The sequence below is a fragment of the Streptomyces sp. NPDC050617 genome (genome assembly GCF_040654795.1).
Lineage (GTDB): Bacteria > Actinomycetota > Actinomycetes > Streptomycetales > Streptomycetaceae > Streptomyces.
In genome coordinates this window covers 128867-152645 of sequence record NZ_JBFAIS010000014.1, presented here as the reverse complement: position 1 = coordinate 152645, position 23779 = coordinate 128867, and the positions used below count along the sequence as shown (strand labels likewise).

Below are 23779 nucleotides of genomic sequence, written 5' to 3'. Positions count from 1 at the left end.
CTCCCGACCACCCTGAGGAGTGTGCATCCCATGCATTCCACGACCGAGCAGCCGCACGACGTCCGGATCAGCGGCGGGCGGGTGGTGTCGGCCTTCACCGGCGAGGAGTTCGCCGCCGACGTCCTGCTGCGCGGCGAGACCATCAGCGGCGTGCTGCCGCCCGGCGCGCCCGGCGCGGCCCGCGACCACGTCGACGCCACCGGGCTGCTGGTCGTGCCCGGTTTCGTGGACGCGCACATGCACATCGAGAGCTCGTTCCTGACGCCGCAGACCTTCGCGGCCCTGACCCTGGCCCGCGGCACGACGACCGTGCTCGCCGACCCGCACGAGATCGTGAACGTGGCGGGCGCGCGGGCCATGCGCTGGATGATCGAGGCGGGCCGCGGCACCCCGCAGACCCAGCTGTGGGGCGTCCCCTCGTGCGTACCCGCCCTGGAGGGGCTGGAGCACGCGGGCGCGAGCCTGTCGGCCGACGACATCGCGGAACTGCTGCGCCTGCCCGGCGTCATCGCCCTCGGCGAGGTCATGGACTACCGCGCCGTGGTCGCCGACGACCCGCGCATGCGCGGCATCGTCGCGGCCGCCCGCGCGCAGGGCGTGATCCTCGACGGGCACTGCCCCAACCTCAGCGGCGCGGAACTCAGCGCGTACATGGCCACCGGCGTCGACTCCGACCACACCAAGAACCGCACCGAGGTGGTCCTGGAGAAGGCCCGGATGGGCATGCTGATGATGCTTCAGGAGAAGTGCCTGCTGCCCGAGACCGTCGAGGCGCTGCTCGCCCTGCCCCAACTTCCCCCGCTCTGCCTCGTGACCGACGACCTGGCCGCCGACCACATCCTCGGCGCCGGCCACCTCGACCACATCGCACGGGTCGCGGTGCGCGCCGGACTCCCCGCCACCGCGGTGCTGCGCGCCCTGACCTGGGCCCCGGCGCAGCGGCTGCGGCTGTACGACCGGGGCGTCGTCGCCCCGGGCAAGCGGGCCGACCTCGTGCTGCTCCGCGGCGAACTGGCCGACTTCGACCCGGCCGCGGTCTTCGCGGGCGGCCGGGAGGTGGCGCGGGACGGGGCCGCGACATACGAAGCCGAGCCGCGCACGGGCAGCGGTGCGGAGGTGCGTACGGGCCCGGCCGCCGGCTCCGGTTCCTCGCCGGACGCCCCCGACGCCGGCCCCCTCGCCGACACCCTCACCGTGGAGCCGCAGACCCCCGACGGCTTCCGCTGGCGGGTCGACCTCCCCGACGGCACGCACCGCTTCCGGGCCATGCGCGTCAACTCCCGCGACACCTACACCGAGGCGGCGGAGATCGAACTCCCCGTCCGGGCCGGAGAGGTGGCGTGGGAGGGCCGGACCGCGCTGGTCCGGGTGCGCAACCGCTACGGCCGCTCGGGCACGGTCTTCGCGCCGCTGCTGGGCCGCACCCTCGCGCCGGGCGCGGTGGCGACCACCTACGCCCACGACAGCCACAACCTCCTCACCATCGGCACCTCCCGTTCCGCGATGGCGGCGGCCGCGGCGGCGGTCGTCGAGGACGGCGGCGGCGTCGCCGTCGTGCACGGGGAGGACGTCGCGGCCCGGCTGCCGCTGCCGGTCGGCGGCGTGATGTCGCCGGACTCGGCCGCCGAGGTCGCGCGGCGGTCGCGGGTGGTGCGCGACGCGCTCACCGGGTGGGGCTGGGAGCACCTCAACCCCTTCATGAGCGTTTCGACGCTGACGCTGGCGGTGTCCCCGAGCCTCAAGATCACGGACTTGTCCCTGGTGGACGTGGTCCGCCGCGAGCCGAGCGGCGCCACCGCCACTGAGTGACGCGACCTGAGCGCCGTGTACCGCGCGCCCCGGAGCAGGCCGTACGGCGGCGCGTGACCGCCATCCGCGCGACGCCGCCGGCCGACCTGGAGCGCTGATCGCGGCTACGGGCCGACCCGGCACACACCGTGAGCGCGCGGAGCCGGGGAGTACGCGAGGTGCGCGCGGGGTATAAGGCGCCGACGCGCCTCGGCCGCCGTCGCCGCGAGGCGCGGCCGGGCGCCCTCCCTGACGCTCATTCCGTCGTGTCCACGCAGCTCACGGACGTTCCGGCGGCGGCTACTGGCGGGCAGGGCGCGGGAGTTCTCCGACGCGGGGCCCGAGCCCGCCGGCCCCTGCGCGGGGGCCTCCGGTCAACTCCGGGGAGGGGCAGCCTTACACTCCGGGGTGACGCAGAGCAATGTTTGAGGAGCGAGATGGCGCATCAGGGCTTTTCAGTGGACAGAATCAACACGGGCGAAGCGCACTCGGCGCGCGTGTACGACTACATCCTCGGCGGCAAGGACCACTACGACGTGGACCGCGACGCGGGTGACCTGATGTGCCAGGAGTGGCCCGCGCTCCCGGTCCATATGCGCGCCAACCGCCAGTTCATGCACCGCGCCGCGCGGTACCTCGCCCGCGAGCAGGGCATCCGGCAGTTCCTGGACATCGGCACCGGCCTGCCCACCGCACCCAACCTGCACGAGGTCGCCCAGGAGGTCGCCCCCGACGCGCGGATCGTCTACGTCGACAACGACCCGATCGTCCTGAACCACGCGGACACCCTGCTGACCAGCTCCGCCCAGGGGCGCACCGCCTACGTCGACGCCGATATGCGCGACCCCGACGCGATCATCAACTCCCCGGAGTTCCAGCGCCTCCTGGACCTGCGGGAGCCCGTCGGCCTCATGATCATCGGCATCCTGCACTTCATCCTCCCGCCCGACGACCACCGCCTGGTCCAGCGCCTCCTGGAGCCGCTGCCCGTCGGCAGCTTCCTCGCCATGACCATCGGCACCGCCGACTTCGCGCCCGAAGAGGTCGGCCGGGTCGCCGCCGAGTACGGGCGTCGCGGCATGCAGATGCAACTGCGCACCCGCGCCGAGGCGGAGGAGTTCTTCGCCGGCATGGACGTCGTCGAGCCGGGACTGACGCAGGTCCACCACTGGCAGCCCGAGGAGGGGCAGGAGGTCGTGGACGACCGCGACATCGCCATGTACGGGGCCGTCGCCCGCAAGATCCGCGCGTAACGGCCGTACGCGGGGCCCGTGCCGATGCGTGAGTGCCCGCACGCAAGGTCCTGTACACGAGGGCCCGCGCGCGAGGCTTCGTACGGAGGACCGTGCGCGAGGTCCACACCGTACGGGGAACCCGCTGATCCGAGCGGCCACCGGCCCGCGGCGTCGCGCCGCGGGCCGGTGGCCGCTCCGCCCCCTGACGGAGCGCTCAGGACTCAAGGGCTCAAGGGCTCAGTACTCCGTCATCGCGTGCACCTCGTCCGTCAGCGCGATGAACTCCGGCGACTGGAGCGACGGGATCATCGAGCGCAGCCGCGCCACGTCGCCGCCCGGCCGGATCTTGCCGGTGACCAGGCCCACGAGCGCCTTCATCTCCCGCGTGGTCAGCTTCACGCTCGTCCGGTACGCCATCCGCAGCGAGCACATGGGCCGCTCCAGCGTGCCGCGCCGGGCCTCCACGAGCCGGCCGTCGCGGATACGGAAGTAGTACGCGATCTCGCCGCCCTCCGGGGCCTCCCGGATGACGTGCTGGATCTCCAGGTCCAGCCCCGGTTTCTCGGGCATTCGGCCGCCGCGTTTCTCCAACTCCGCCAGATACTCCGGGGAAAGGTATTTGATCTTCGGCATGGCACCCTCCGGCATGGCGCGCTCCACAAACCTCGGTTCCCGCACCGTATCGGCCCCGGCCGCGCGAAATCCTCATCACTGCTGGTGAATCGGGAGCGGGCAGCACCGTACGCCCCCTCCGAAAGAATGAGGACGTGCGGCCGTATTCACCTGGTTCCGGCACGTGAATTCTGGAGAGCCGGAAGCGGACGAGGGTGGACGAGGGCCGTGACGGCCGAGGGAGCCGAGCCATGCTGCTGGAGAACAAGCGCCTTCTCGTCACCGGGGTGCTGACCGAGTCCTCGATCGCGTGGCGGGTGGCGCGGCTCGCCCAGGAGCAGGGCGCGGCCCTCGTGCTCACCGGCTACGGGCGCGGGCTGCGGCTGACCGAACGGGTGGCCCGGCGGCTGCCGCACCCGCCGGACGTGCTGGAGCTCGACGTGACCCGCGAGGACCACATCGCCGCCGTGGCCGACGGCCTCGACGCGCGGTGGGGGCGGCTGGACGGCGTGCTGCACGCGGCGGCCTTCGCCCCGCCGCACATCCTCGGCGGCGGCTTCCTGACCGCGCCCTGGCCGGCCGTCGCGACGTCGCTGCACGTCTCGGCGTACTCGTTCGTCGCCCTCGGCCGCGGCCTCGCCCCGCTGCTGGCCGCGGCGGGCGGCGGCGCGGTGGTCGGCCTGGACTTCGACGGCCGCGTCGCCTGGCCCGCGTACGACTGGATGGGCGTCGCCAAGTCGGCGCTGGAGAGCTGCTGCCGCTATCTGGCCCGCGACCTCGGCGGCCAGGGGACGCGCGTCAACCTGGTCGCGGCCGGCCCCCTGCACACCGCCGCCGCGCGGGCCATCCCCGGCGCGGAGGCGGTGAGCGGGCCGTGGCCCGGCCGCGCGCCGCTGGGCTGGGACTCCGCCGACGCCGAGCCCGTCGCCCGCGTCGTCTGCGCCCTGCTCTCCGACTGGCTGCCCGCCGTCACGGGGGAGATCGTGCACGCCGACGGCGGCGCGCACGCCATGGGCGCCGCGCCCCTCCGCCCGCACTCCGCCCCGCCCCCGCCGGCTTCGGGCCCGTCCCCGTCGGGTGCGTCGGGCGACGTCCCGCGGTCGCCGGGCGGCGCTCGGCGCGCGGCGGGTCACGGCTCGCTCCCACCAAAGGATGAACGCTCATCCTTTGGTGGTGCCCGGTGAATTCATCAGGCCGACGGAAGACGGGCGGAACCCTCCGAACGTAGATTTCCAAGCGTTGTGCCGAGGGCCGACGAGGGCCCGGCCGAGGAAGATTCCGAACTCACCGAGGGGCCTACTCAGGTGATCACCACCGACGCATGGGTATTGCACGCGGGACCCGCCGGCACGGAATCCGGAGATCCCCAGCCCGGAGAACTCGTCCGGCAGGAATTCAGTTTTCCGGATATCACCGAGAACGAAGTTCTGGTGGCGCCGCTCTACGGCTCCTGGGAAGCGAACATGAGCCACGCCCTGGAGCGGACCCCGGTGGACGTGTGCCGCCAGCGCGGCGAGGACCGCATGGTCATCGGGAACTTCGGGGTCGTACGGGTGGAGCGGCCCGGCAAGGCCGTCACCCGCGTCAAGGAGGGCGACCTCTGCCTGATCCAGGCGTTCGCCCGTACCGACCGGGACGGCTACGTCAAACTCGTGCACGCCTACGACGCCCCCGGCACCACCGGCGTCCTGGCCCGCCGCACGAAGATCGGCGAACACCTGCTGCTGCCGCTGCCCAAGGACACCCGCTACTCGCTCCGGCAGTGGGCCGCCTCCTACGGGCGGTACTGGACGGCATGGGACAACTGGAAGGTCGCCCACGCCTGCTGGCGCTCCCAGGTCCGTACGGACCCCGCGCACATGGACCCGCCGCCGCTCGCCTTCGGCTGGGGCGGCGGGGTGGCCGTCGCCGAACTCGAACTCGCCCAGCGCGCCGGCTTCCGGGCCGCCATGGCCTCCGGCAACCCGCGGCGGCTCGCCGAGATCGAGGCCAAGGGCATGATCCCGGTCGACCGCCGGCTCTTCCCCGACCTCTGCCACGACGAGGAGCGGATGGCCGCCGACCCCGGATTCCGGCAGCGCTACCGCCAGTCCGAGCGGACGTTCCTGCGGATCGTGGCCGAACTCAGCGCGCGGCGCGGGGCCGCCGTCGTCATCGACAACATCGGCGCACCCGTGCACCGGGCGACCCTGCGCGCCCTGGGCCGGCAGGGGGTGCTCACCACCGTCGGCTGGAAGCACGGCATGCGGCTGGAGACCGTACGCGCCAACGAATGCATCAAGCGCCATATCCACGTGCACACCCACGCCTGCTGCTTCCACGACATCGAGGAGATCCTCGAATTCCAGGAGCGCTCGGGCTGGATGCTCGACGTGGGCGACCAGCGCGTCTACCGGTTCGACGAGATACCGGAACTGGCGCGCGACTACGCGGCGGGGCAACTGGACTCCCATTTCCCGCTGTTCCGTGTCAACGAGGAATGAAGATTCCCGGTCGGCGGGGCGGCATGCCGAGCCCATGCCGGCGAGCAGTCAAGAGAAGCGAAGGGGAGAGCTGTGTCTGAGGTTGACTTCGATATCGGCATCATCGGCGGGGGGCCGGCCGGCGCCACGGCCGCCTCCTACCTGACCAAGGCGGGCCTGAGCTGCGTCGTGTTCGAGGGCGATCTCTTCCCCCGCGAACACGTCGGCGAATCGCTGATACCCGCCACCACGCCCGTACTCGCCGACATCGGGTTCCTGCCGCAGATGGAGGAGGCCGCGTTCCCCAGGAAATACGGCGCCGCCTGGACCTCGGCCACCGAACAGTCGATCCCCACCATGGGGTTCAAGGGAATGTCCCACGGATTCCGGGCCGCCGAGATCGAATTCCACGAGCGCGAACAGCTCGGCGTCCACCAGGATTACACCTACCACGTGGACCGCGGGAAATTCGATCTGCTGCTCCTCCAGCACGCGAACAGCCTGGGCGCGAAGGTCTACGAGGGCATTCGCATCCGCCGGGTCGACTTCTCCGAGCCCTGCCCGCGGATCGTGTTCCCGCTCGGCGCGGGCGAATCCTCGGTCAAGGTGCGCATGGTCATCGACGCCAGCGGCCGCGGCACCTTCCTCGGCCGGCAGCTCGGACTCAAGGTCAGCGACCCGGTCTTCAACCAGTACGCCGTGCACTCCTGGTTCGACCGCCTCGACCGCTCCGCCCTCGCGGTCAACAAGGAGCAGGCCGACTACATCTTCATCCACTTCCTCCCGGTCACCGACACCTGGGTATGGCAGATCCCGATCACCGACACCATCACCAGCGTCGGCGTCGTCACCCAGAAAAAACACTTCAAAGCGTCCAGTTCGGACCTTGAGGGCTTCTTCTGGGAGTGCGTCGGCAGCCGCCCCGACCTGCGCGACGCCCTGAAGAACTCCCAGCAGGTACGCCCGTTCAAGGCCGAGGGCGACTACAGCTACGCCATGAAGCAGATCTGCGGCGACGGCTGGGCCCTCGTCGGCGACGCCGCCCGCTTCGTCGACCCGATCTTCTCCAGCGGCGTCAGCGTCGCCCTCAACGGCGCCCGGCTGCTCAGCCACGACGTCATCGCCGCCGCGGAGACCGGCGACTTCGGCAAGGGCTCGTTCCACACCTACGAGTCCAAACTGCGCCGCGCCGTCGGCAACTGGTACGAGTTCATCTCCATCTACTACCGGCTGAACATCCTGTTCACGGCCTTCGTACAGGACCCGAAGTACCGCATGGACGTCCTGAAGATGCTCCAGGGCGACGTCTACGACGACGCCGAACCCAAGGCGCTCGCCGCCATGCGGGAGATCACCCGGCAGGTCGAGGAGAACCCCGACCACCTGTGGCACAAGCACCTGGGCTCGCTGCGCGCGCCCAGCGCCGCGCCCCTGTTCTGACCGCCGGGACACCCGACCGCCGGGACACCCGACCGCCCGACCGCCCGACCGTACGGACCGCCGCAGTTGGAGGGGAACGCGCCGATGCACGAAGCGATCGCCATGGTGGGGGCGGGCTGCCGCTTCCCCCGCGGGGCCGACGGGCTCCCGCGCTTCTGGGACCTGCTGCGCGCGGAGACCGACGCCATCGGGGAAATCCCCCCGGAGCGCTGGGACGTGGACCGCCACTACTCCACGGACCCGCACCGGCGCGGCGCCATGTACAGCCGCTGGGGCTCCTTCCTCGACGGCGTCGACCGGTTCGACCCGGCGTTCTTCGGCATCGCGCCCCGCGAGGCCCACGAGATGGACCCCCAGCAGCGGCTGCTGCTGGAGGTCGCCTGGGAGGCCCTGGAGGACGCCGGTCAGTCGCCCACCGCCCTGGCCGGCACCAGGGCCGCCGTCTTCACCGGCGTCATCGGCATGGACTACACCCTGCTGCACGCCCGCCAGGCCGGCCTGTCCGGCATCGGCGCCTGGTACGCCAGCGGACGCGAATTCAGCTTCGGCCCCGGCCGCCTCTCCCACGTGCTCGGGCTCCAGGGCCCCAGCATGTCGATCAACACCGCCTGCTCGTCCTCGCTCGTCGCCGTCCACCTCGCCTGCCAGAGCCTGCGCACGGGCGAGGCCGACATCGCCCTCGCGGGCGGCGTCAACCTGATCCTCTCCCCGGAACTCAGCATCTTCCTGTGCAAGGTCCGCGCCATGTCCCGCGACGGGCGCTGCAAGCCGTTCGACGCCTCGGCGGACGGCATCGTACGGGGCGAGGGATGCGGCATCGTCGTGCTCAAGCGGCTCTCCGACGCCCTGGCCGACGGCGACGACATCCTCGCCGTCATCCGCGGCACCGCCGTCAACCACGACGGCGCCAGCGCCGGGCTCACCGTGCCCAGCGGCGCGGCCCAGCAGCGGCTGCTCTCCGACGCCCTCGCCGCCGCGGGCGTCGCGCCCGCCGACATCGACTACGTGGAGGCCCACGGCACCGGCACACCGCTGGGCGACCCCATCGAGATGGGCGCGCTGCGCACCGTACTGGGCGCCGGCCGCCCCGAGGACCGCCCGCTCTCCGTGGGCTCCCTGAAGAGCAACTTCGGCCACATGGACGCCGCCGCGGGCGTCGCCGGGCTGATCAAGGCCGCCCTGGTCCTCCGGCACCGGCAGATCCCCGCCACCATCCACGTGCGCGAGCGCAACCCGCGCATCCGCTGGGACTGGCCCGTGGACGTCGCCACCGAGCTGACCCCGCTGCCGGACACCGCAGACGGCCGGCCGCGACTGGCCGGGGTCAGCGCGTTCGGCCTCAGCGGCACCAACGCGCACGTGATCATCGAAGCGGCGCCGACGCGCGCCGACGCCACGACGCCGGAGGCGGTCCACGCCCGTACGGCGCCGGGCGCCGGAGCCCGTATGCCGGAGGCGGCCGGAGAGCCCGCCCACGCCCGTCCTCCGGAGCCGTCCGGCTCCTTCCTCCTGCCGCTCTCCGCCCGCGACGGCACCGCGCTCACCGACCTCGCGCGCGCCTACCGCGACCGGCTCACCGGCGCCGAGCCGCCCGCGCCACGGGACCTCGTCCACACCGCGGGCGTGCGCCGCGCCCACCACGCCGAGCACCGCCTCGCGGTCACCGGCGGCGGCACGGACGAACTCGCGGCCAAGCTCGGCGCGTTTCTCGACGGCGGGGCGCCGCAGGGACTCAGTACCGGCGGTCGCGACCTGGAGAGCGACGGAGCGCAGGGGCCGGGCGTCGTCTTCGCCTTCTCCGGGCAGGGCGCCCAATGGCCCGGCATGGCCCGCGAACTGCTCGCGGACGACGCTGATCGTGAAAGCCGTGAAAGCCGTGAAAGTCATGAAAACTGCCATGACGCCTTCCGCGACGCCTTCGACGCCTGCGACGCCCTCGTCCTGGAGCACGCGGGCTGGTCGCCGAAGGAGGAGACCGCGCGGCCCGAGGACGAGTCCCGGCTGCACCGCACCGAGTACGCACAGCCCGTGATCTTCGCCGTGCAGGCGGCGCTCGCCGCGCTCTGGCGCTCCTGGGGCATCGAACCCGCCGCCGTCGTCGGCCACAGCATGGGCGAGATCGCCGCCGCGCACGTGGCGGGCGCGCTCACCCTCGACGACGCCGTACGGGTCGCCGTGCACCGCGGCCGGCTGCTCGCCGCGTCGGCCGGGCGCGGCCGGATGGCCGTACTCGACCTCCCCGAGGACGAGACGCGGCGCGCCCTCGCCCCGTACGCCGGGCTCATCTGGCCGGCTGCCGCCAACAGCTCCCGCACGACCGTGGTCTCCGGCGACGCGGCGGCGGTCGGGCGGCTGCTGGCCGACCTCGCGGACCGGGGCGTCGGCTGCCGGGCGCTGCCCGGCGACTACCCCTTCCACAGCCCGTACATGGAGCCCTACCAGGACCGGCTGGCCGAGCTGCTGGACGGGCTCCGGGCCGCGCCGCCCACGGTGCCCGTGGCCACCACGACACCCGCCGGGGACGGGGGAGGGCAGCTCTTCGACGCCGCGCACTGGGCACGCAACATCCGCGAACCCGTCCGCTTCGCCGAAGCCGTCGACACGCTGCTGGACCAGGGCCGCCGGACGTTCCTGGAACTCGGCCCGCACCCGGTGCTGGCCCTGCCCATCACCCACGCCTGCGAGGACCGTGGCGCCGGCGACGCCCTCGTCGTACCGTCCCTGCGCCGGGCCTTCCCCGCGCCGCAGACGCTGCTGACCTCGCTGGGCGCGCTGTACGCGGCGGGGGCCGCGGTCCGCTGGGAGGCGGTGCCGCCGGGGGGCGGCCGTCCGGTGAAGCTCCCTGCCTATCCGTGGCAGCGAGGGAGTTACTGGATCAAGGAGAGCGAGGGGTCTCCGGAGCCCGCGCCGCAGTTGACGCCGCAGTTGACGCCTCAGCTGACGCCGGAGCCGGAGCCGGAGCCGGAGCCGGTGCCCACGCCGACGCTGACGCCGACGCCGGAGCCGGCTGTCGAGCCCGCCGCCGAGCCATACGTCGAGCCCTCCGCCGTCGTACGAGCCGCAGCCCCCGGCCTCCCGAGCGAGCGGAGCGAGGTGGCCGACCTCGTGGCCGCGGCGGCGGCCGAGGTGCTGGGGCACGAGCCCGGCACGATCCGGCGGCGCCAGGGCTTCGCCGACATGGGCATGGACTCCCTCACCTCGCTGGAACTCCGTACGGCGCTCCAGGCCAGGTTCGGGCCGCTGCCCGCCACGGTGGCGTTCGACCACCCGACCGTGGAGCGGTTGACGGACTACCTGTGGGACCGCCGGGCCGCGCCGGAGAGCGCCGCCGCCGCGCCCCTGCAAGCCCTTCGGCCCGCCGCCCCGGAAGGCCCCGAACCCATCGCGGTCGTCGGCGTCGGCTGCCGGTTCCCCGGCGGGGCCGACGGGCCCGGCGGCTACTGGCGGATGCTGTGCGAGGGGACCGACGCCGTCGAACTGTCGCCGCCGGGCCGCTTCGACGACGGGAGCCGGTGGCTGGGCTCGTGGCTGGACGGCGTGGACCGGTTCGACCCCCGGTTCTTCCGGATCGCGCCGCGCGAGGCGAAGGTCATGGACCCGCAGCAGCGGCTGTTCCTGGAAGTGGCCTGGGAGGCGCTGGAACACGCCGGGCAGACGCCCGAGCGGCTGGCCGACGCGCGCACCGGGGTGTTCGTCGGCATGAACTCCCACGACTACGCCGAACTCATCGCCAACGCCCCGGAGAACGTCGACGCGTTCTTCGGCACGGGCAACTCCTTCTGCTCCACCGCCGGCCGGCTCTCGTTCTTCCTCGGGGTGCGCGGCCCCAGCCTGGCCGTGGACACCGCGTGCTCGTCGTCGCTGGTCGCGGTGCATCTCGCGGTGCGCAGCCTGCGCAGCGGGGAGAGCGGGATCGCGGTCGTCGGCGGGGTCAACGCCATCCTGCGGCCCACCATCCACCGCGCGAGCCGGGCGGCGGGCGCGCTGGCCGCCGACGGGCGGTGCAAGACCTTCGACGCTGCCGCCGACGGCTACAACCGGGGGGAGGGCTGCGGGGTCGCCGTGCTCAAACCGCTCTCCAAGGCCCTCGCGGACGGCGACCGGGTACTGGCGACCATCCTCGGCTCGGCCGTCAACCAGGACGGCCCGAGCAGCGGCCTCACCGTCCCCAACGGCCCCGCCCAGGAGGCCCTGGTCCGCGACGCGCTCGCCGACGCCGGGGTCGCGCCCGCCGAGATCGGGTACGTGGAGGCCCACGGCACCGGCACGCCGCTCGGCGACCCCATCGAACTCCAGGCCCTCGGCGCCGCGCTGGGCGGGCCGCGTGAGCGGCGACGGATCGCCGTCGGCTCCGTGAAGACCAACTTCGGTCACCTGGAAGCCGCCTCCGGCATCGCCGGCCTCATCAAGACCGTACTGATCCTGAACCACGGCGAGGTACCGCCTCACCTCCACTTCAAGGAGCCCAGCCCCGACATCCCCTGGCGGGAACTCCCCTTCGACGTGCCGACCAGCGCGGTTCCGTGGCCGCCGGAGCGGCGCGCGGCGGGCGTGAGCGCCTTCGGGTTCAGCGGCACCAACGCGCATGTGGTGCTGGGCCGCCCGCCTCGGCAGCCGGAACCGCACGGCCCGGAACGCGCCGCCGCCGGAAGCGACCGGCCGTACCTGCTGCCGCTCTCCGCGTCCGACGCGAACGCCCTCGCCGCGCAGGCGGCCGACTACCGGGAACTGCTCACCGGGCCCGCCTCCGCCGCGCAGCAACGGTCCGCCGCCTCCGCCACGGAGCAGCAGCCCGCAGCCTCCGCCGCGCAGCAACGGTCCGCCGCCTCCGCCACGGAGCAGCAGCCCGCCGCCTCTGCCGCGGCGCAGCAGCCCGCAGCCTCCGCCGCGCAGCAGCGGCCCGCCGCCTCCACCACGGAGCAGCGGCCCGCCGCCGACGAGAGCGCCACGGCGGCCGGTGTGCCGCTGCACGACCTGTGCTTCACCGCGAGTACGCGCCGGGCCCACCGGACCCACCGCCTCACCGTCGTCGGCCGGACCCGTACCGAGCTCGCGGACCGGCTCGCCGCGTTCGGGCGCGGCGACGCGGGGCCCGGTGTCGCCACCGGCCGGGCGGACGGCGGGGCGGAGCGGAAGGTGGCGTTCGTGTTCTCCGGGCACGGGTCGCAGTGGCCGGGCATGGGGCGGCTTCTGCTGCGGCAGGACCCCGCCTTCCGGGAGGCCCTGGCCTGGTGTGACGCGCACCTGAGCCCATATACGGGATGGTCGGTCCTCGACCACCTGGAGCGCGGCGCCGACACCCCCTCCGGGCCGCGTCAGCAGGAACTGATCTTCGCCGTGCAGACCGCGCTCGCCCGGCGCTGGCAGGCGCTCGGGATACGGCCGGCGGCCGTCCTCGGGCACAGCATGGGCGAGGCGGCGGCGGCCCAGGCGGCCGGGGTGCTGGGGATCGAGGACGCGGCGCGGCTCATCCACGAGCGCGCCGCCGTCCAGGAGAGGCTGGTCGGAAACGGCGCCATGGGGGTCGTCGGGCTGCCGTCCGACGAGGCCGAGAAGGCCCTCGCCGGGTACGAGGACCGGCTGTGGGTGGCGCTCGCCAACAGCGCCCGCAGCACGGTGCTCTCCGGCGACGAGGACGCGCTCGACGAGGTGCTGGCCGCGCTCAAGGAGCGCCGGGTCTTCGCCCGCCGCGTCGACGCCGCGGGCGCCGGGCACTGCCCGCTCGTCGAACCCCTCGACCGCGAGCTGACCGACCGCCTCTCCTGGCTCCGCCCCGCCCGCGGCACACTGCCCTGCTACTCCTCCGTGACCGGCGGCCCGCTCGACGGCGAAGCGTTCGACGCCGCCTACTGGGGCCGCAACCTGCGCGGCCGGGTACGGTTCTCCACCGCCGTCCGCGCCATGGCGGCCGACGGCTTCGACACCTTCGTGGAGATCTCGCCCCACCCGCTGCTGCTCGCCTTCATCGAGCAGGACCTGCGGGACCTCGGCGTACCGGGCGGCGTCCTCGTGCCGTCCCTGCGCCGGGACGGTGACGACTTCGCCGTCATGCTCGACTCGCTCGGCGCCCTGCACGCGCACGGCTGCCCCGTCGACTGGGACGGCATGTACCCGGCGGGCGGCCGGCTGACCGACACCCCCGCCTATCCGTGGCAGCGCAAGCGCTACTGGCTGGCGGCCGCGCCGCACAGCGGTACGGGCGGGGCCACGGCGACGGCCGAACCGGACGCGGCCGTACCGACGGCGGTCGAACCGGACGCGGACAACGTGGACGCGGATACGGGCGCGGGCACGGTCACGGTGGTAGCCGCCGAGGCCGCCGCCCTGCGCCGGGAACTGGCCGCGCTGGACCCCGAGCAGCGCCGCGACGCCCTCGTGGACCATGTGCTGGCGGAGACGGCCGTGGCGCTCGGCGCCGACTCCGACGACGAACTGGACCCCCGGCAGGGCTTCTTCGACCTGGGCATGAACTCGGTCACCTCGATGGAGATGAAGCTCCGCCTCCAGCGGCGCTTCGACTGTTCGCTGCCCAACACCCTGATCTTCGAATACCCCAACGCCGAGGCCCTCGCCGGATATCTCGCCACGGACGTACTCGCCTCGGACGCACTCGTCACGGACGCAGCCCCAGAGGCTGAAGGGAGCCCCGACGGGGACGACGACCTCGCGGCCCGCTTCGAGCGCGAGATGGCCGGGGTCGACGCCCTCGGCATCGGGCGACCGGCCCGGACCCGTACCGACATCACGTACCGCGGAGAGGCGGAGCAATGACCGAAAGGGACAGGGACAGGGCCGGGGCCGGGGCCGGGGCCGGGAACAGGGCCGGGAACGGGGCCGGGGCCATGGACGACCGGGCCAGGCTGGCCCACGCCCTCGACCGGATCGCGCAGCTGCGGACCAGGCTGGAGCAGTACCAGCAGACGGACGGGCCCGTCGCGATCGTCGGCATGGGCTGCCGCTTCCCCGGCGGCGCCGACTCCCCGGAGGCGTTCTGGCGGGTGCTCGCCGACGGCGCCGACACCGTCGGCCGTTTCCCGGCCGAACGCGGCGACGCGGACGCCGTGTACGACCCGGACCCGGACGCGCCCGGCAAGGCGTACTGCGTGGAGGGCGGGTTCATCGACCGGCCCGACGCCTTCGACGCCGAACTGTTCGGCATCTCCCCGGCCGAGGCCACGGCGATGGACCCGCAGCAGCGGATCACGCTGGAGGTGGTCTGGGAGGCGCTGGAGCGCGCCCGCATCGCCCCCGACCGCCTGGCGGGCAGCGCCACCGGCGTCTTCCTCGGCGCCAGCACCAGCGACTACGCGCGGATGCGCCAGCAGTTGAGCGACGCGGCGGACGTGGACGCGTACCAGCTGATGGCGGAGCCCGCGTTCCTCGCCGGGCGCGTCGCCTACCACTTCGGGCTGCGCGGCCCCGCGCACGTCGTCGACACGGCCTGCTCCTCCTCGCTGCTCGCCGCCCACCTCGCGTGCCAGAGCCTGCGGCGCGGCGAGTGCGACCTCGCGCTCGCGGGCGGGGTGAACCTGATGCTGACGCCCTACGGGTTCGTGCTGGTCAGCAAGGCGGGAGCGCTCGCGCCCGACGGGCGCTCCAAGGCGTTCGACGCCTCGGCCGACGGCTACGCGCGCGGCGAGGGGTGCGGCGTCGTCGTGCTGAAGCGGCTGGCGGACGCGCTCGCGGACGGCGACCCGGTGGTGGCCGTCATCCACGGCAGCGCCGTCAACCACGACGGGCGCTCCAGCGGCATCTCGGTGCCCAGCGGCCAGGCGCAGCAGGAGGTGATACGGGCGGCCCTCGCCGACGCCGGGGTCGCCCCCGCGCGGATCGGGTACGTCGAGGCGCACGGCACCGGCACGCTGCTCGGCGACCCCATCGAACTCCGGGCGCTGGAAGCGGTGTTGGGGGCGGGGCGGCCGGTGGATCAGCGCGTGTACGTCGGCTCGGTGAAGACCAACGTGGGTCACCTGGAGGCCGCCGCCGGGGCGGCCGGGCTGATGAAGCTCGCGCTCGCCCTCCAGCACGGACGGATACCGCCCAGCCTCCACTTCGACACGCCCAACCCCAACGTGGACTGGGACCGGCTCCACCTCACCGTGCCCACCGCCCCCACCCCCTGGCCCGCCGCCCCGGACGGCCGCCGCGCGGGCGTCAGCTCCTTCGGCGTCAGCGGCACCAACGTGCACCTGGTCCTGGGCGAGGCCCCGCCGCCGCCCGCGGCCGAGCCCGCCCCGCCGGTCCAGTCGGCGGCCCGCCGCTCGCACGAACTGCTGGTCCTGTCCGCGGCGTCCCGCGCGGCCCTCGGCGACCTCGCCGATCGCTATGCCGCCTGCCTGGGTCTGCCCGCCGACGGGGGCGTAGCCGTGAGCGGAGACGATTTTACGGGCGTCGGCTCGGCGGCGGTCAGCGGCGCGGCAGACCGGGGCGGCCGTGCCGAACCGCCCTCGGAGGGCGTGGCGTTGGGCCGAGGCAGCGGTCCTGCGGTCGTCGGCTCCGCGGCAGACGGCGGCTCGCTCGCCGACGTGTGCCGGGCCGCCGCCTTGGGGAGGGCTCAACTTCCGTACCGCGCCTCGCTAGTCGCCTCTTCCGAAGGTGAACTACGCGACAGGCTCGTCGAGTTCGCCGGTGGCAGTAGCGCGCAGGGAGTCGTCAGCGGCCGGGCCGCGCCCCGCCGGCGGGCGAAGGTGGCGTTCCTCTTCACCGGTCAGGGCAGCCAGTACCCCGGCATGGGGCGCGGCCTCTACGACACGGAACCCGCCTTCCGGGCCGCGCTCGACGAGTGCGACGCGCTGCTGCGCGGCCGGCTCGACCGGCCCCTGCTGGACGTGCTGTACGGCGGCGCGCAGGACACCGCGCTGCTGGACCGCACCGCGTACACCCAGCCGGTGCTGTTCGCCGTCGAATACGCGCTGTCCCGCCTCTGGCGCTCCTGGGGCATTCGGCCCGGCGCCGTACTGGGGCACAGCGTCGGGGAGTACGTCGCCGCCTGCGTGGCGGGGGTGTTCGGTCTGGAGGACGGCCTCGCGCTGGTCACCGCCCGCGCCGCGCTGATGCAGCGGCTCTGCGAACCGGGCGCGATGATCGCCGTGCCGCTGACCGCGGCCGAGGCGGCGCACGAGGCCGAGGCCGACGGCGGCCCCATCGCGCTCGCCGCCGTCAACGGCGAGCGCGAGTGCGTGCTGTCGGGCGCCGCCGACGCCGTCGACCGCGTCGCGGCCCGGCTCGCCGGGCGCGGGGTCCGGGCCCGGCGGCTGCGCGTCTCGCACGCCTTCCACTCGCCCCTGGTCGAACCGTCGCTGGCCGAGCTGCGCGCGACCGCCGCGCGGATCAGCTGCACCGCGCCGAGCGTCCCCGTCATCTCCAACCTCACCGGCGAGGCCGTCGGCCCCGACACCCTCGCCGACCCCGACTACTGGTGCCGGCACGCCCGTAGCACCGTCCGGTTCGCCGACGGGCTGCGCACCCTGGACCGGCTCGGGTTCACCGCCTTCCTGGAGGCCGGACCCGGCCGCACCCTGCTCGGCCTCGGCGCCACGGCCCTCCCCGGCCCGGACCGCACCTGGCTCGCCTCGCTGCGCCGCACCGCCGACGACGCCGAGCAGGTCCGCACGGCGCTCGGCGGCCTGTACGTGCTCGGGGCCCCGGTGGACTGGCAGGCGGTCTACGCCGGTGACGGCGGCCCCGCCGGCTCCGTGGACCTCCCCACGTACGCGTTCCAGCGGCAGCGCTACTGGTTCCAGGAGCGGGCGGCGGCGGTGGCGCCCGCGGAACGTACCGACCGGCCCGACAACGAGACGGCCGACGCCGCCCCCGCTCTCCTGGCCCGGCTCACCGAAACCGACCCGGACGCCCGGACCGGCATCGTCGCCGACCGCCTGCTGGAACTCCTCGCCGCCATGCTGTGGACACCCGCCGAGGAGATCGCCGCCGACGCCGACCTGCTCGAACTCGGCGCGGACTCGCTGCTGGTGATGCAGGTGGTCACCGCCTGCAAGACCGAACTGGGGCTCGCCCTCTCCCCGCGCGAACTCTTCGAGCGGCCCACCGTCGCCGACTGGTCCGCGCTGATCACCGAGCGCGCGGAGCGCGACCACGGGCTGTCCGGCACGGCCGGGCGCGCCGCCCCGGCCGCCGCCCCCGACTGGACGGACACGGCCGTGCTCCGGGCCGACGCCGTACTGGACCCGGACATCCGGCCCGCCGACGTGCGCCGCGAGCCGGGCGATTCCTGGCGCGACCCGTCCGACGTCCTGCTCACCGGTGCGACCGGCTTCGTCGGCGCGTTCCTCCTGGACGAACTGCTGCGCTCCACCAAGGCGACCGTCCACTGCCTCGTACGCGCCGACGACCCGGAGACCGGGCTGGCCCGGCTGCGCGCCGGGGCCGAGCGCTATGTGAGCCTGCGCGACGGGGACGAGAAGCGGATCGTGGCGGTGCCCGGCGACCTGTCCCGGCCGCTCCTCGGCCTCGGTGAGGACGCCTTCGACGCGCTCGCGCACCGCGTCGACGCGATCTACCACAACGGGGCCAACGTCAACTTCATCCACAGCTACCGGCAGCTGCGGGCCGCCAACGTCGGCGGCACCCAGGAGGTCCTGCGCCTGGCCTGCCGGGGGCCGCTGACGCCCGTGAGCCACGTCTCGACGTTCGGGGTGTGGGGCGTGCCGGAGGACCTGACCTCCACCTTCGCCGAGGACGACGACCTGGGCCGGGCCGGGCGGCTGCCCAACGGCTATCTCCAGACCAAGTGGGCGGCGGAGCGGCTGGTGTTCGCCGCGCGCGAGCGCGGGGTGCCGGTCAACATCTACCGGCTGGGCCAGATCATGGGCGACTCGCGCCGCGGCGCGTGCGTCACCACCAGCTTCACCTGCGCGGTCATCAAGGGCTGCATTCAGTTCGGCACGGCGCCCGAGCTCGACATGCTCGTGGAGATGACCCCCGCCGACTACGTCGGGCGGGCCCTCGTGCACGCCTCGAAGACCGCCGGGTTCGGGCAGAACTTCCACCTCCTGAACCCCGAGCGCATCACCTTCGACGCCCTGGTCGGCTACCTCCAGCGGCGCGGCTGGGCGGTGGGCCGGCGGCCGGGGCCCGAGTGGGTGGCGGAGTTCCGCGCCGGGGTGGGCCTGGAGGACAACGCGCTGCACCCGCTCATCGACACCATCAGCGAGATCGTCCGGGCCGGCCAGGACTCCATGACCTACCGGGTGGACAACCTGCGGCGCGCGCTGGACGGCAGCGGCATCAGCTGCCCGCCGCTCGACGACGCGCTCCTCGACACCTACTTCGGCTGGATGGTGCGTACGGGCTTCCTGCCCGCACCGCCCGCCGAGTCCGTAACGGCCGAGGCCGTAACGGCCGGGCCCGTAACCGCCGCGGCCGCGGCCGAGCGGCCCAGGACGGAGCAGTCATGAACACGCCCGAGACACCCGAGTCACCCGAGACGCCCGAGATGCCCGACCGCGCATCCCACCGCCCCCAGGACGGGGACCTCCGCGACGTCGCCATCCTCGGCGGCTCCCTGCCGGCGGCGACCCTGGCGACCGTGCTCGCCGCGGGCGGCGCGCGCGTCACGCTCATCGACGAGGGCCGGCCGCCGGCGTTCCCGCCCGGCGAGATGGGCGTGCACGCCGCCGGGCTCTTCCGGGTGCTGGCCGAGCGGTACCGGGCGCCGGAGCTGGCCCGGACGGCGACCGTCAAGGACATCCACGCGCACGTCACCCGGACCGTCGGCGCGGAGCACTGCCACAGCTTCGTCTACCACCGGGAGGGGCGGCCCCAGGACCCGGCCGAACTGCTCCAGGTCTGCCCGCCCAAGGGCGCGCCGCCCGAACCCCACTTCCACCGCCCCGACATCGACGCCTACCTGCTGCGCTGCGCGCGGGACCGGGGGGCCGACGTGCGGCGGGGCGCCAAGGTCAGCGGGGCGGCGGCGGGACCGGACGGCGCGGTCGTCCGGCTCGCGGACGGCTCCGAGGTCCGGGCCCGGTACCTGGTGGACGCCTCCGGGCCCGACTCGCCGCTGGTGACCGGGCTGGGGCTGCGCGAGGAGCCCGTCCGCCTCGCCACGGCCAGCCGTACGCTCGCCGCCCATATGACGCGGATACGGCCGTTCGCCGACGTGGTCGCCGACCGGGCGGCCTCCTACCGGCCGCCGATGCCCTGGCACCGGGGCAGCATGCACCACCTCACGGACGGCGCGTACCTCGCGGTGCTGCCGCTCGGCAACCACCCGGACTCCACCGGCGGGCTGTTCAGCGTCAGCCTGACCCTGGACGCCCGCCGGTTCCCCGCGCACGAGGGGGCGGCCGGGCCGTCTCCGGAGGAGGAGTTCCGGGCCTTCGTCGCCCGATTCCCCACGCTGGCCGACCAGTTCGCGTACGCGGTCGCCGAAAGTCCGTGGCTCGCGACCGGGCGGAACCAGTACGCGGCGAGCCGCACGGGCGGTGACCGCTGGTGCCTGATTGGGGACGCGGCGGGCTACGTCGACCCCTTCATATCGCGGGGGCTCGGGCTTTCTCTGGAAACCGTGAACGTCCTCGCGCGACGGCTGCTGGACGCCGTGAATGATGGCGACTTCTCCGCCGAACGGTTCGCCGTGGTGGGCGAGCTGACGCGTGATCACCTGGCCGCCAATGACGAGCTGGCCGCCATGGTGCACGCGTCGCTGCGCGACCCGGAGCTGGTGCGGGCCGTGCTCTTCGTCCTCGAAGTCGGCTTCCGCTTCGGCGGGTTCCCGATGCTCACCGCCTTCGCCGAACTCCGCTCCTCGGGCAGCGACGCGGCGCTCCGGGCCCTGGAGACGGCGCCGTACCGCGGTCATGTCTTCGCCGGGCACGAGGGCTACCACCGGCTCTTCACCGCGGCCGGCGCCACCTGCGCCGCGGTCGCCGCCGGCGAGCTGGACGCCCGTACCGCGAGCGAGCGGATCTTCCGGTCCGTCCGCGAAGCGGAGTTCGTGCCCGCGGCGTTCAAGCTCGGCGACCCCGCGGCCCGCTCGCTCCGGATCACCCCGGTGACCCTGCTCCGGCTCGCCCTCTGGACGGTCCGCGGGGCCCCGAAGGACATCGCCCCGCTGGTCCGCGCCGGAATCAAGAGCGTCCTGCGGGGCCGATGAGAGCGCCCGCCCAGCAGCCGTACGCCCGTACGCCCCACCAGCCCGTACCGCCCCGTCCCGACCGCCTCAAGGAGCACGCATGGCAACCCCCGCACGTTTCGCCGGTACGGTCCTCGCCCCGGGGGACCCCGGATTCGAGGACGCGAGCCGCACCTGGAACGCGTGCTTCGCCTCCCGGCCCCGCGAGGTGATGGTGTGTCACAGCACCGAGGAGGCGGCGGACGCGCTGCGCGGCGTGCGGGAGCGCGGCGTGCCGTTCCGGGTCCGCTCGGGCGGCCACTCCATGGCCGGGCTGAGCAGCGTCGAGGACGGGACCGTCATCGACCTGGGCGGCCTCGACTCCATCGCCCTCAGCGAGGACCGCTCGCTGGTGACCGTCGGCGGCGGCGCCCGACTCGGCGACATATACCGGGAGTTGTGGCGGTACGGTGTGACGATACCGGCCGGCACCTGCCCGCGGATCGGCATCGGCGGCCATGTGCTGGGCGGCGGCATGGGCGTCCTGTCCCGCTCCCGCGGCGCCCTGGTCGACCACCTCGCCGCCCTCGAACTCATCGACGCCGAGGGCCGGGTGCTCACCGTGGACGAGAACGAGCACCCCGACCTGTTCTGGGCCTGCCGGGGCGGGGGAGGCGGCAGCTACGGCATCGCCACCTCGTACACGCTGCGGACCACCCCGGTCGACGAGGTCACCCTCTTCACGTTCAGCTGGAGCTGGGAGCAGTTCGCCCCGGCGGTACGGGCGTGGCAGGGCTGGCTCGCGTCCACGGACGACCGGGTCAACACCTTCCTCTCGCTCTTCCCGCGCGAGCAGGACATGGTGGCGGCCTTCGGCGTGTACGACGGGCCGGCCGCGGAGTTCGCGGAGCTGATGCGGCCGCTCGTGGCCGCCGTGCGCCCGCAGGACCAGGTCGTGGAGCCGATGCCGTTCATCCAGGCCGTCGACACCGTCGAGGCGCTCCAGGGCGAGGCGGCGGCGGCCGACCAGGTGCGGGCGCAGGGCAGTTCGGCCATCATCGCCCGGCCGCTGGACGACGCGGCGATCGCCACCCTCCAGGAATTCCTCACCGCCCCGCCGAGCCACCGCGCGGAGGTCGCCGTCTACGGCATGGGCGGGGCCATCGCGCGCCCCGCGCGCACCGACACGGCGTTCGTGCACCGCACGGGGCTGATGGCCTTCGAGTACCGCACCGACTGGGACCTGCCCGAGGACGACGGGAGGAACCTCGCCTGGGTCAAGGCGCTGCGCCACGCGATGGCCCCGCACACCACCGGCGCCGCGTACGTCAACACCATCGACCTGGCCCTGGAGAACTGGCTCTGGGCCTACTACGAGGAGAACCTGCCGCGGCTGATGGAGGTCAAGCGCCGCTACGACCCCGGCGACGTCTTCCACCACCCGCACAGCATCCCGCTCTCGCTCACCGAGGCGGACATCGCCCGGCACGGCATCCCGGACGCGGTGGCCGCGCGGATGCGTGCCGCCGGGCTGACGGAGCGCCAGAACGTGTAACGCGTCCGCATCACCGCATAACTGACGGAACATCACATCAGCCGACCGAGGAGGTCGCACACCATGGCACACACCGAGCAGGAGATCCTGGCCGGCGTCGCGGAGATGCTGCACGACATCTGCGGGATCGCGCCCGCGCGCAGCACCCCGGACAAGTCCTTCGTCGACGACCTGGACGTCGACTCGCTGTCCATCTACGAGATCGGCATGACGACCCAGGACCGCTTCGGCGTCGAGGTGCCGGACGAGGACATGCGGGGGCTGCGCACCGTGGGCGACCTGGTCGCCTACATCCGGGGCGCGGGGATCACGGCATGACCGGCGGCCGCCCCGCCGACGACCGCGAGGTGATCGTCACCGGGCTCGGGGCGGCCGGCCCGGTCGGCGGGGACGCCCCGGCGATGTGGAAGGGCCTCCTCGCGGGCGTCGGCGGGGTGCGCCGCGTCGAGGCCGCGTGGGCGGAGGGGCTGCCGGTGCGGATCGCCGCGCCGGCCGCCGTGGAGCCGGCCGAGCGGCTGGCGGTCCATGAGACGCGCCGGCTCTCGCGCGTACAGCAACTCGCCCTGCTGGCCGCCCGCGAGGCGTGGGCGGACGCGGGGACGCCGGACCCGCCGCCCGAGCGGTTCGCGGTGGCGGTCGCCTCGGGCGGGGGAGGGGTGGGCGACCTGCTGGGCCAGTACGACGTGCTGCGGGAGCGCGGCTGGCAGCGGGTCTCCCCGCTCACCCTGCCGATGTACATGGCGAACGGGCCCGCCGCCTGGATCGCCCTGGAGTTCGGCGCCGCCGCCGAACTGCACGCGCCCGCCGCCGCCTGCGCGTCGGGCGCGGACGCGCTGGCGCGGGGGCGCGAGCTGATCCGGTCCGGGCAGGCGGACGTGGTGCTGGCGGGCGGCGCGGACGCGATGATCCACCCGGTGATCGTGGCGGGGTTCGCGGCGATGCGCGCGCTCTCCCGGCGCAACGACGACCCCGAGGGCGCCTGTCGCCCCTTCGACGCGGGGCGCGACGGCTTCGTGCTGGGCGAGGGCGCGGCCGTCATGGTGCTGGAGTCCGCCGGGCACGCGGCCCGGCGCGGCGCGCGCGGTTACGCGGAGCTGGCCGGCGCGGGCCGCTCCGCGGACGCGTACCACATCGCCAACCCCGACCCCTCGGGCGCGGGCGCGGTGCGCGCGATGCGCCGCGCGCTCGCCGACGCGGGCGCGGAGCCCGGCGAGGTCGCCCATGTCAACGCGCACGCGACCGGCACGCCGATGGGGGACGCGGTGGAGGCGGCAGCGCTGTGCGAGGTGCTGGGGCCGTCCCTCGGCGGCGCTTCGGTGACCGCGACGAAGTCCCTGACGGGCCATCTGCTGGGCGCCGGGGGCGCGTTGGAGGCGGTGATCACCGCGCTGACGCTCCATCACGGCATGGCTCCGCCGACCGTCAACCTGGACGAGCCCGACCCCGCCGTCGCGGAGGACGTGGTGCGCGCGGTGGTCACGGGCGGGCCGGGAGCGCTCGCCGGGGGAGCGCTCGCGGCGCTCAGCAATTCGTTCGCCTTCGGCGGCCAGAACGTCTCGCTGCTGCTGCGCCGCAGGCGGTGACGGTGTGTGCGCGTGGACTTCCCACC

11 protein-coding genes and 1 pseudogene are annotated in these 23779 nt (G+C 74.1%); 11 read left to right on the top strand and 1 reads right to left on the bottom strand.

Annotated elements, in window-relative coordinates; translation table 11 throughout:
• Positions 1-30 precede the first annotated feature (30 nt).
• Positions 31-1809 carry an adenine deaminase C-terminal domain-containing protein gene (locus AB0I49_RS20130; RefSeq protein ID WP_363228351.1) on the top strand — a complete coding sequence of 593 codons (1779 nt, stop codon included), beginning with the start codon at positions 31-33 and terminating at the stop codon, positions 1807-1809.
• Between the two features lie 416 nt (positions 1810-2225).
• Positions 2226-3041 carry an SAM-dependent methyltransferase gene (locus AB0I49_RS20125; RefSeq protein WP_363228350.1) on the top strand — a complete coding sequence of 272 codons (816 nt, stop codon included), beginning with the start codon at positions 2226-2228 and terminating at the stop codon, positions 3039-3041.
• Between the two features lie 219 nt (positions 3042-3260).
• Here AB0I49_RS20125 and AB0I49_RS20120 read toward each other — a convergent pair whose 3' ends face one another.
• On the bottom strand, positions 3261-3656 hold the full coding sequence (locus tag AB0I49_RS20120; RefSeq protein ID WP_363228349.1) for a hypothetical protein: 396 nt from the start codon (positions 3654-3656) through the stop codon (positions 3261-3263).
• Positions 3657-3886: 230 nt separating this feature from the next.
• Here AB0I49_RS20120 and fabI point away from each other — a divergent pair.
• The 9 genes and pseudogenes from fabI to AB0I49_RS20075 form a co-directional block, all read left to right on the top strand.
• Positions 3887-4654: pseudogene (fabI, locus tag AB0I49_RS20115) on the top strand (enoyl-ACP reductase FabI); the annotation flags it as partial.
• 444 nt (positions 4655-5098) lie between these two features.
• The gene (locus AB0I49_RS20110) at positions 5099-6118 is read left to right on the top strand and encodes a zinc-binding alcohol dehydrogenase family protein (RefSeq protein WP_363228348.1); all 1020 of its coding nucleotides are present in this window, start codon (positions 5099-5101) and stop codon (positions 6116-6118) included.
• 72 nt (positions 6119-6190) lie between these two features.
• Positions 6191-7537, top strand: a complete 1347-nt coding sequence (locus tag AB0I49_RS20105; RefSeq protein ID WP_363228347.1) for an NAD(P)/FAD-dependent oxidoreductase — start codon at positions 6191-6193, stop codon at positions 7535-7537.
• Between the two features lie 84 nt (positions 7538-7621).
• Positions 7622-14308: a beta-ketoacyl synthase N-terminal-like domain-containing protein gene (locus tag AB0I49_RS20100; RefSeq protein ID WP_363228346.1), complete on the top strand. Its 6687-nt coding sequence runs from the start codon at positions 7622-7624 to the stop codon at positions 14306-14308.
• Complete coding sequence (locus AB0I49_RS20095) at positions 14305-18954, top strand: thioester reductase domain-containing protein (protein WP_363228345.1); 4650 nt, start codon at positions 14305-14307, stop codon at positions 18952-18954. The genes AB0I49_RS20100 and AB0I49_RS20095 overlap by 4 nt, the downstream gene beginning before the upstream one ends.
• A complete protein-coding gene (locus AB0I49_RS20090; protein ID WP_363228344.1) occupies positions 18951-20657 on the top strand; it encodes an FAD-dependent monooxygenase in 1707 nt (568 codons plus the stop codon). Before AB0I49_RS20095 ends, AB0I49_RS20090 begins: the two co-directional genes overlap by 4 nt.
• A gap of 79 nt (positions 20658-20736) precedes the next feature.
• A complete protein-coding gene (locus tag AB0I49_RS20085; RefSeq protein ID WP_363228343.1) occupies positions 20737-22170 on the top strand; it encodes an FAD-binding oxidoreductase in 1434 nt (477 codons plus the stop codon).
• Positions 22171-22233: 63 nt separating this feature from the next.
• A complete protein-coding gene (locus AB0I49_RS20080; RefSeq protein ID WP_048832774.1) occupies positions 22234-22488 on the top strand; it encodes an acyl carrier protein in 255 nt (84 codons plus the stop codon).
• The gene (locus AB0I49_RS20075) at positions 22485-23753 is read left to right on the top strand and encodes a beta-ketoacyl-[acyl-carrier-protein] synthase family protein (RefSeq protein ID WP_363228342.1); all 1269 of its coding nucleotides are present in this window, start codon (positions 22485-22487) and stop codon (positions 23751-23753) included. The genes AB0I49_RS20080 and AB0I49_RS20075 overlap by 4 nt, the downstream gene beginning before the upstream one ends.
• The last annotated feature ends 26 nt before the right edge of the window (positions 23754-23779 follow it).

Coding starts and splice junctions, on each gene's coding strand:
- AB0I49_RS20130 (WP_363228351.1), top strand. CDS start 31: ATGCATTCCACGACCGAGCAGCCGCACGACGTCCGGATCAGCGGCGGG.
- AB0I49_RS20125 (WP_363228350.1), top strand. CDS start 2,226: ATGGCGCATCAGGGCTTTTCAGTGGACAGAATCAACACGGGCGAAGCG.
- AB0I49_RS20120 (WP_363228349.1), bottom strand. CDS start 3,656: ATGCCGAAGATCAAATACCTTTCCCCGGAGTATCTGGCGGAGTTGGAG.
- AB0I49_RS20110 (WP_363228348.1), top strand. CDS start 5,099: ATGAGCCACGCCCTGGAGCGGACCCCGGTGGACGTGTGCCGCCAGCGC.
- AB0I49_RS20100 (WP_363228346.1), top strand. CDS start 7,622: ATGCACGAAGCGATCGCCATGGTGGGGGCGGGCTGCCGCTTCCCCCGC.
- AB0I49_RS20095 (WP_363228345.1), top strand. CDS start 14,305: ATGACCGAAAGGGACAGGGACAGGGCCGGGGCCGGGGCCGGGGCCGGG.
- AB0I49_RS20090 (WP_363228344.1), top strand. CDS start 18,951: ATGAACACGCCCGAGACACCCGAGTCACCCGAGACGCCCGAGATGCCC.
- AB0I49_RS20085 (WP_363228343.1), top strand. CDS start 20,737: ATGGCAACCCCCGCACGTTTCGCCGGTACGGTCCTCGCCCCGGGGGAC.
- AB0I49_RS20080 (WP_048832774.1), top strand. CDS start 22,234: ATGGCACACACCGAGCAGGAGATCCTGGCCGGCGTCGCGGAGATGCTG.
- AB0I49_RS20075 (WP_363228342.1), top strand. CDS start 22,485: ATGACCGGCGGCCGCCCCGCCGACGACCGCGAGGTGATCGTCACCGGG.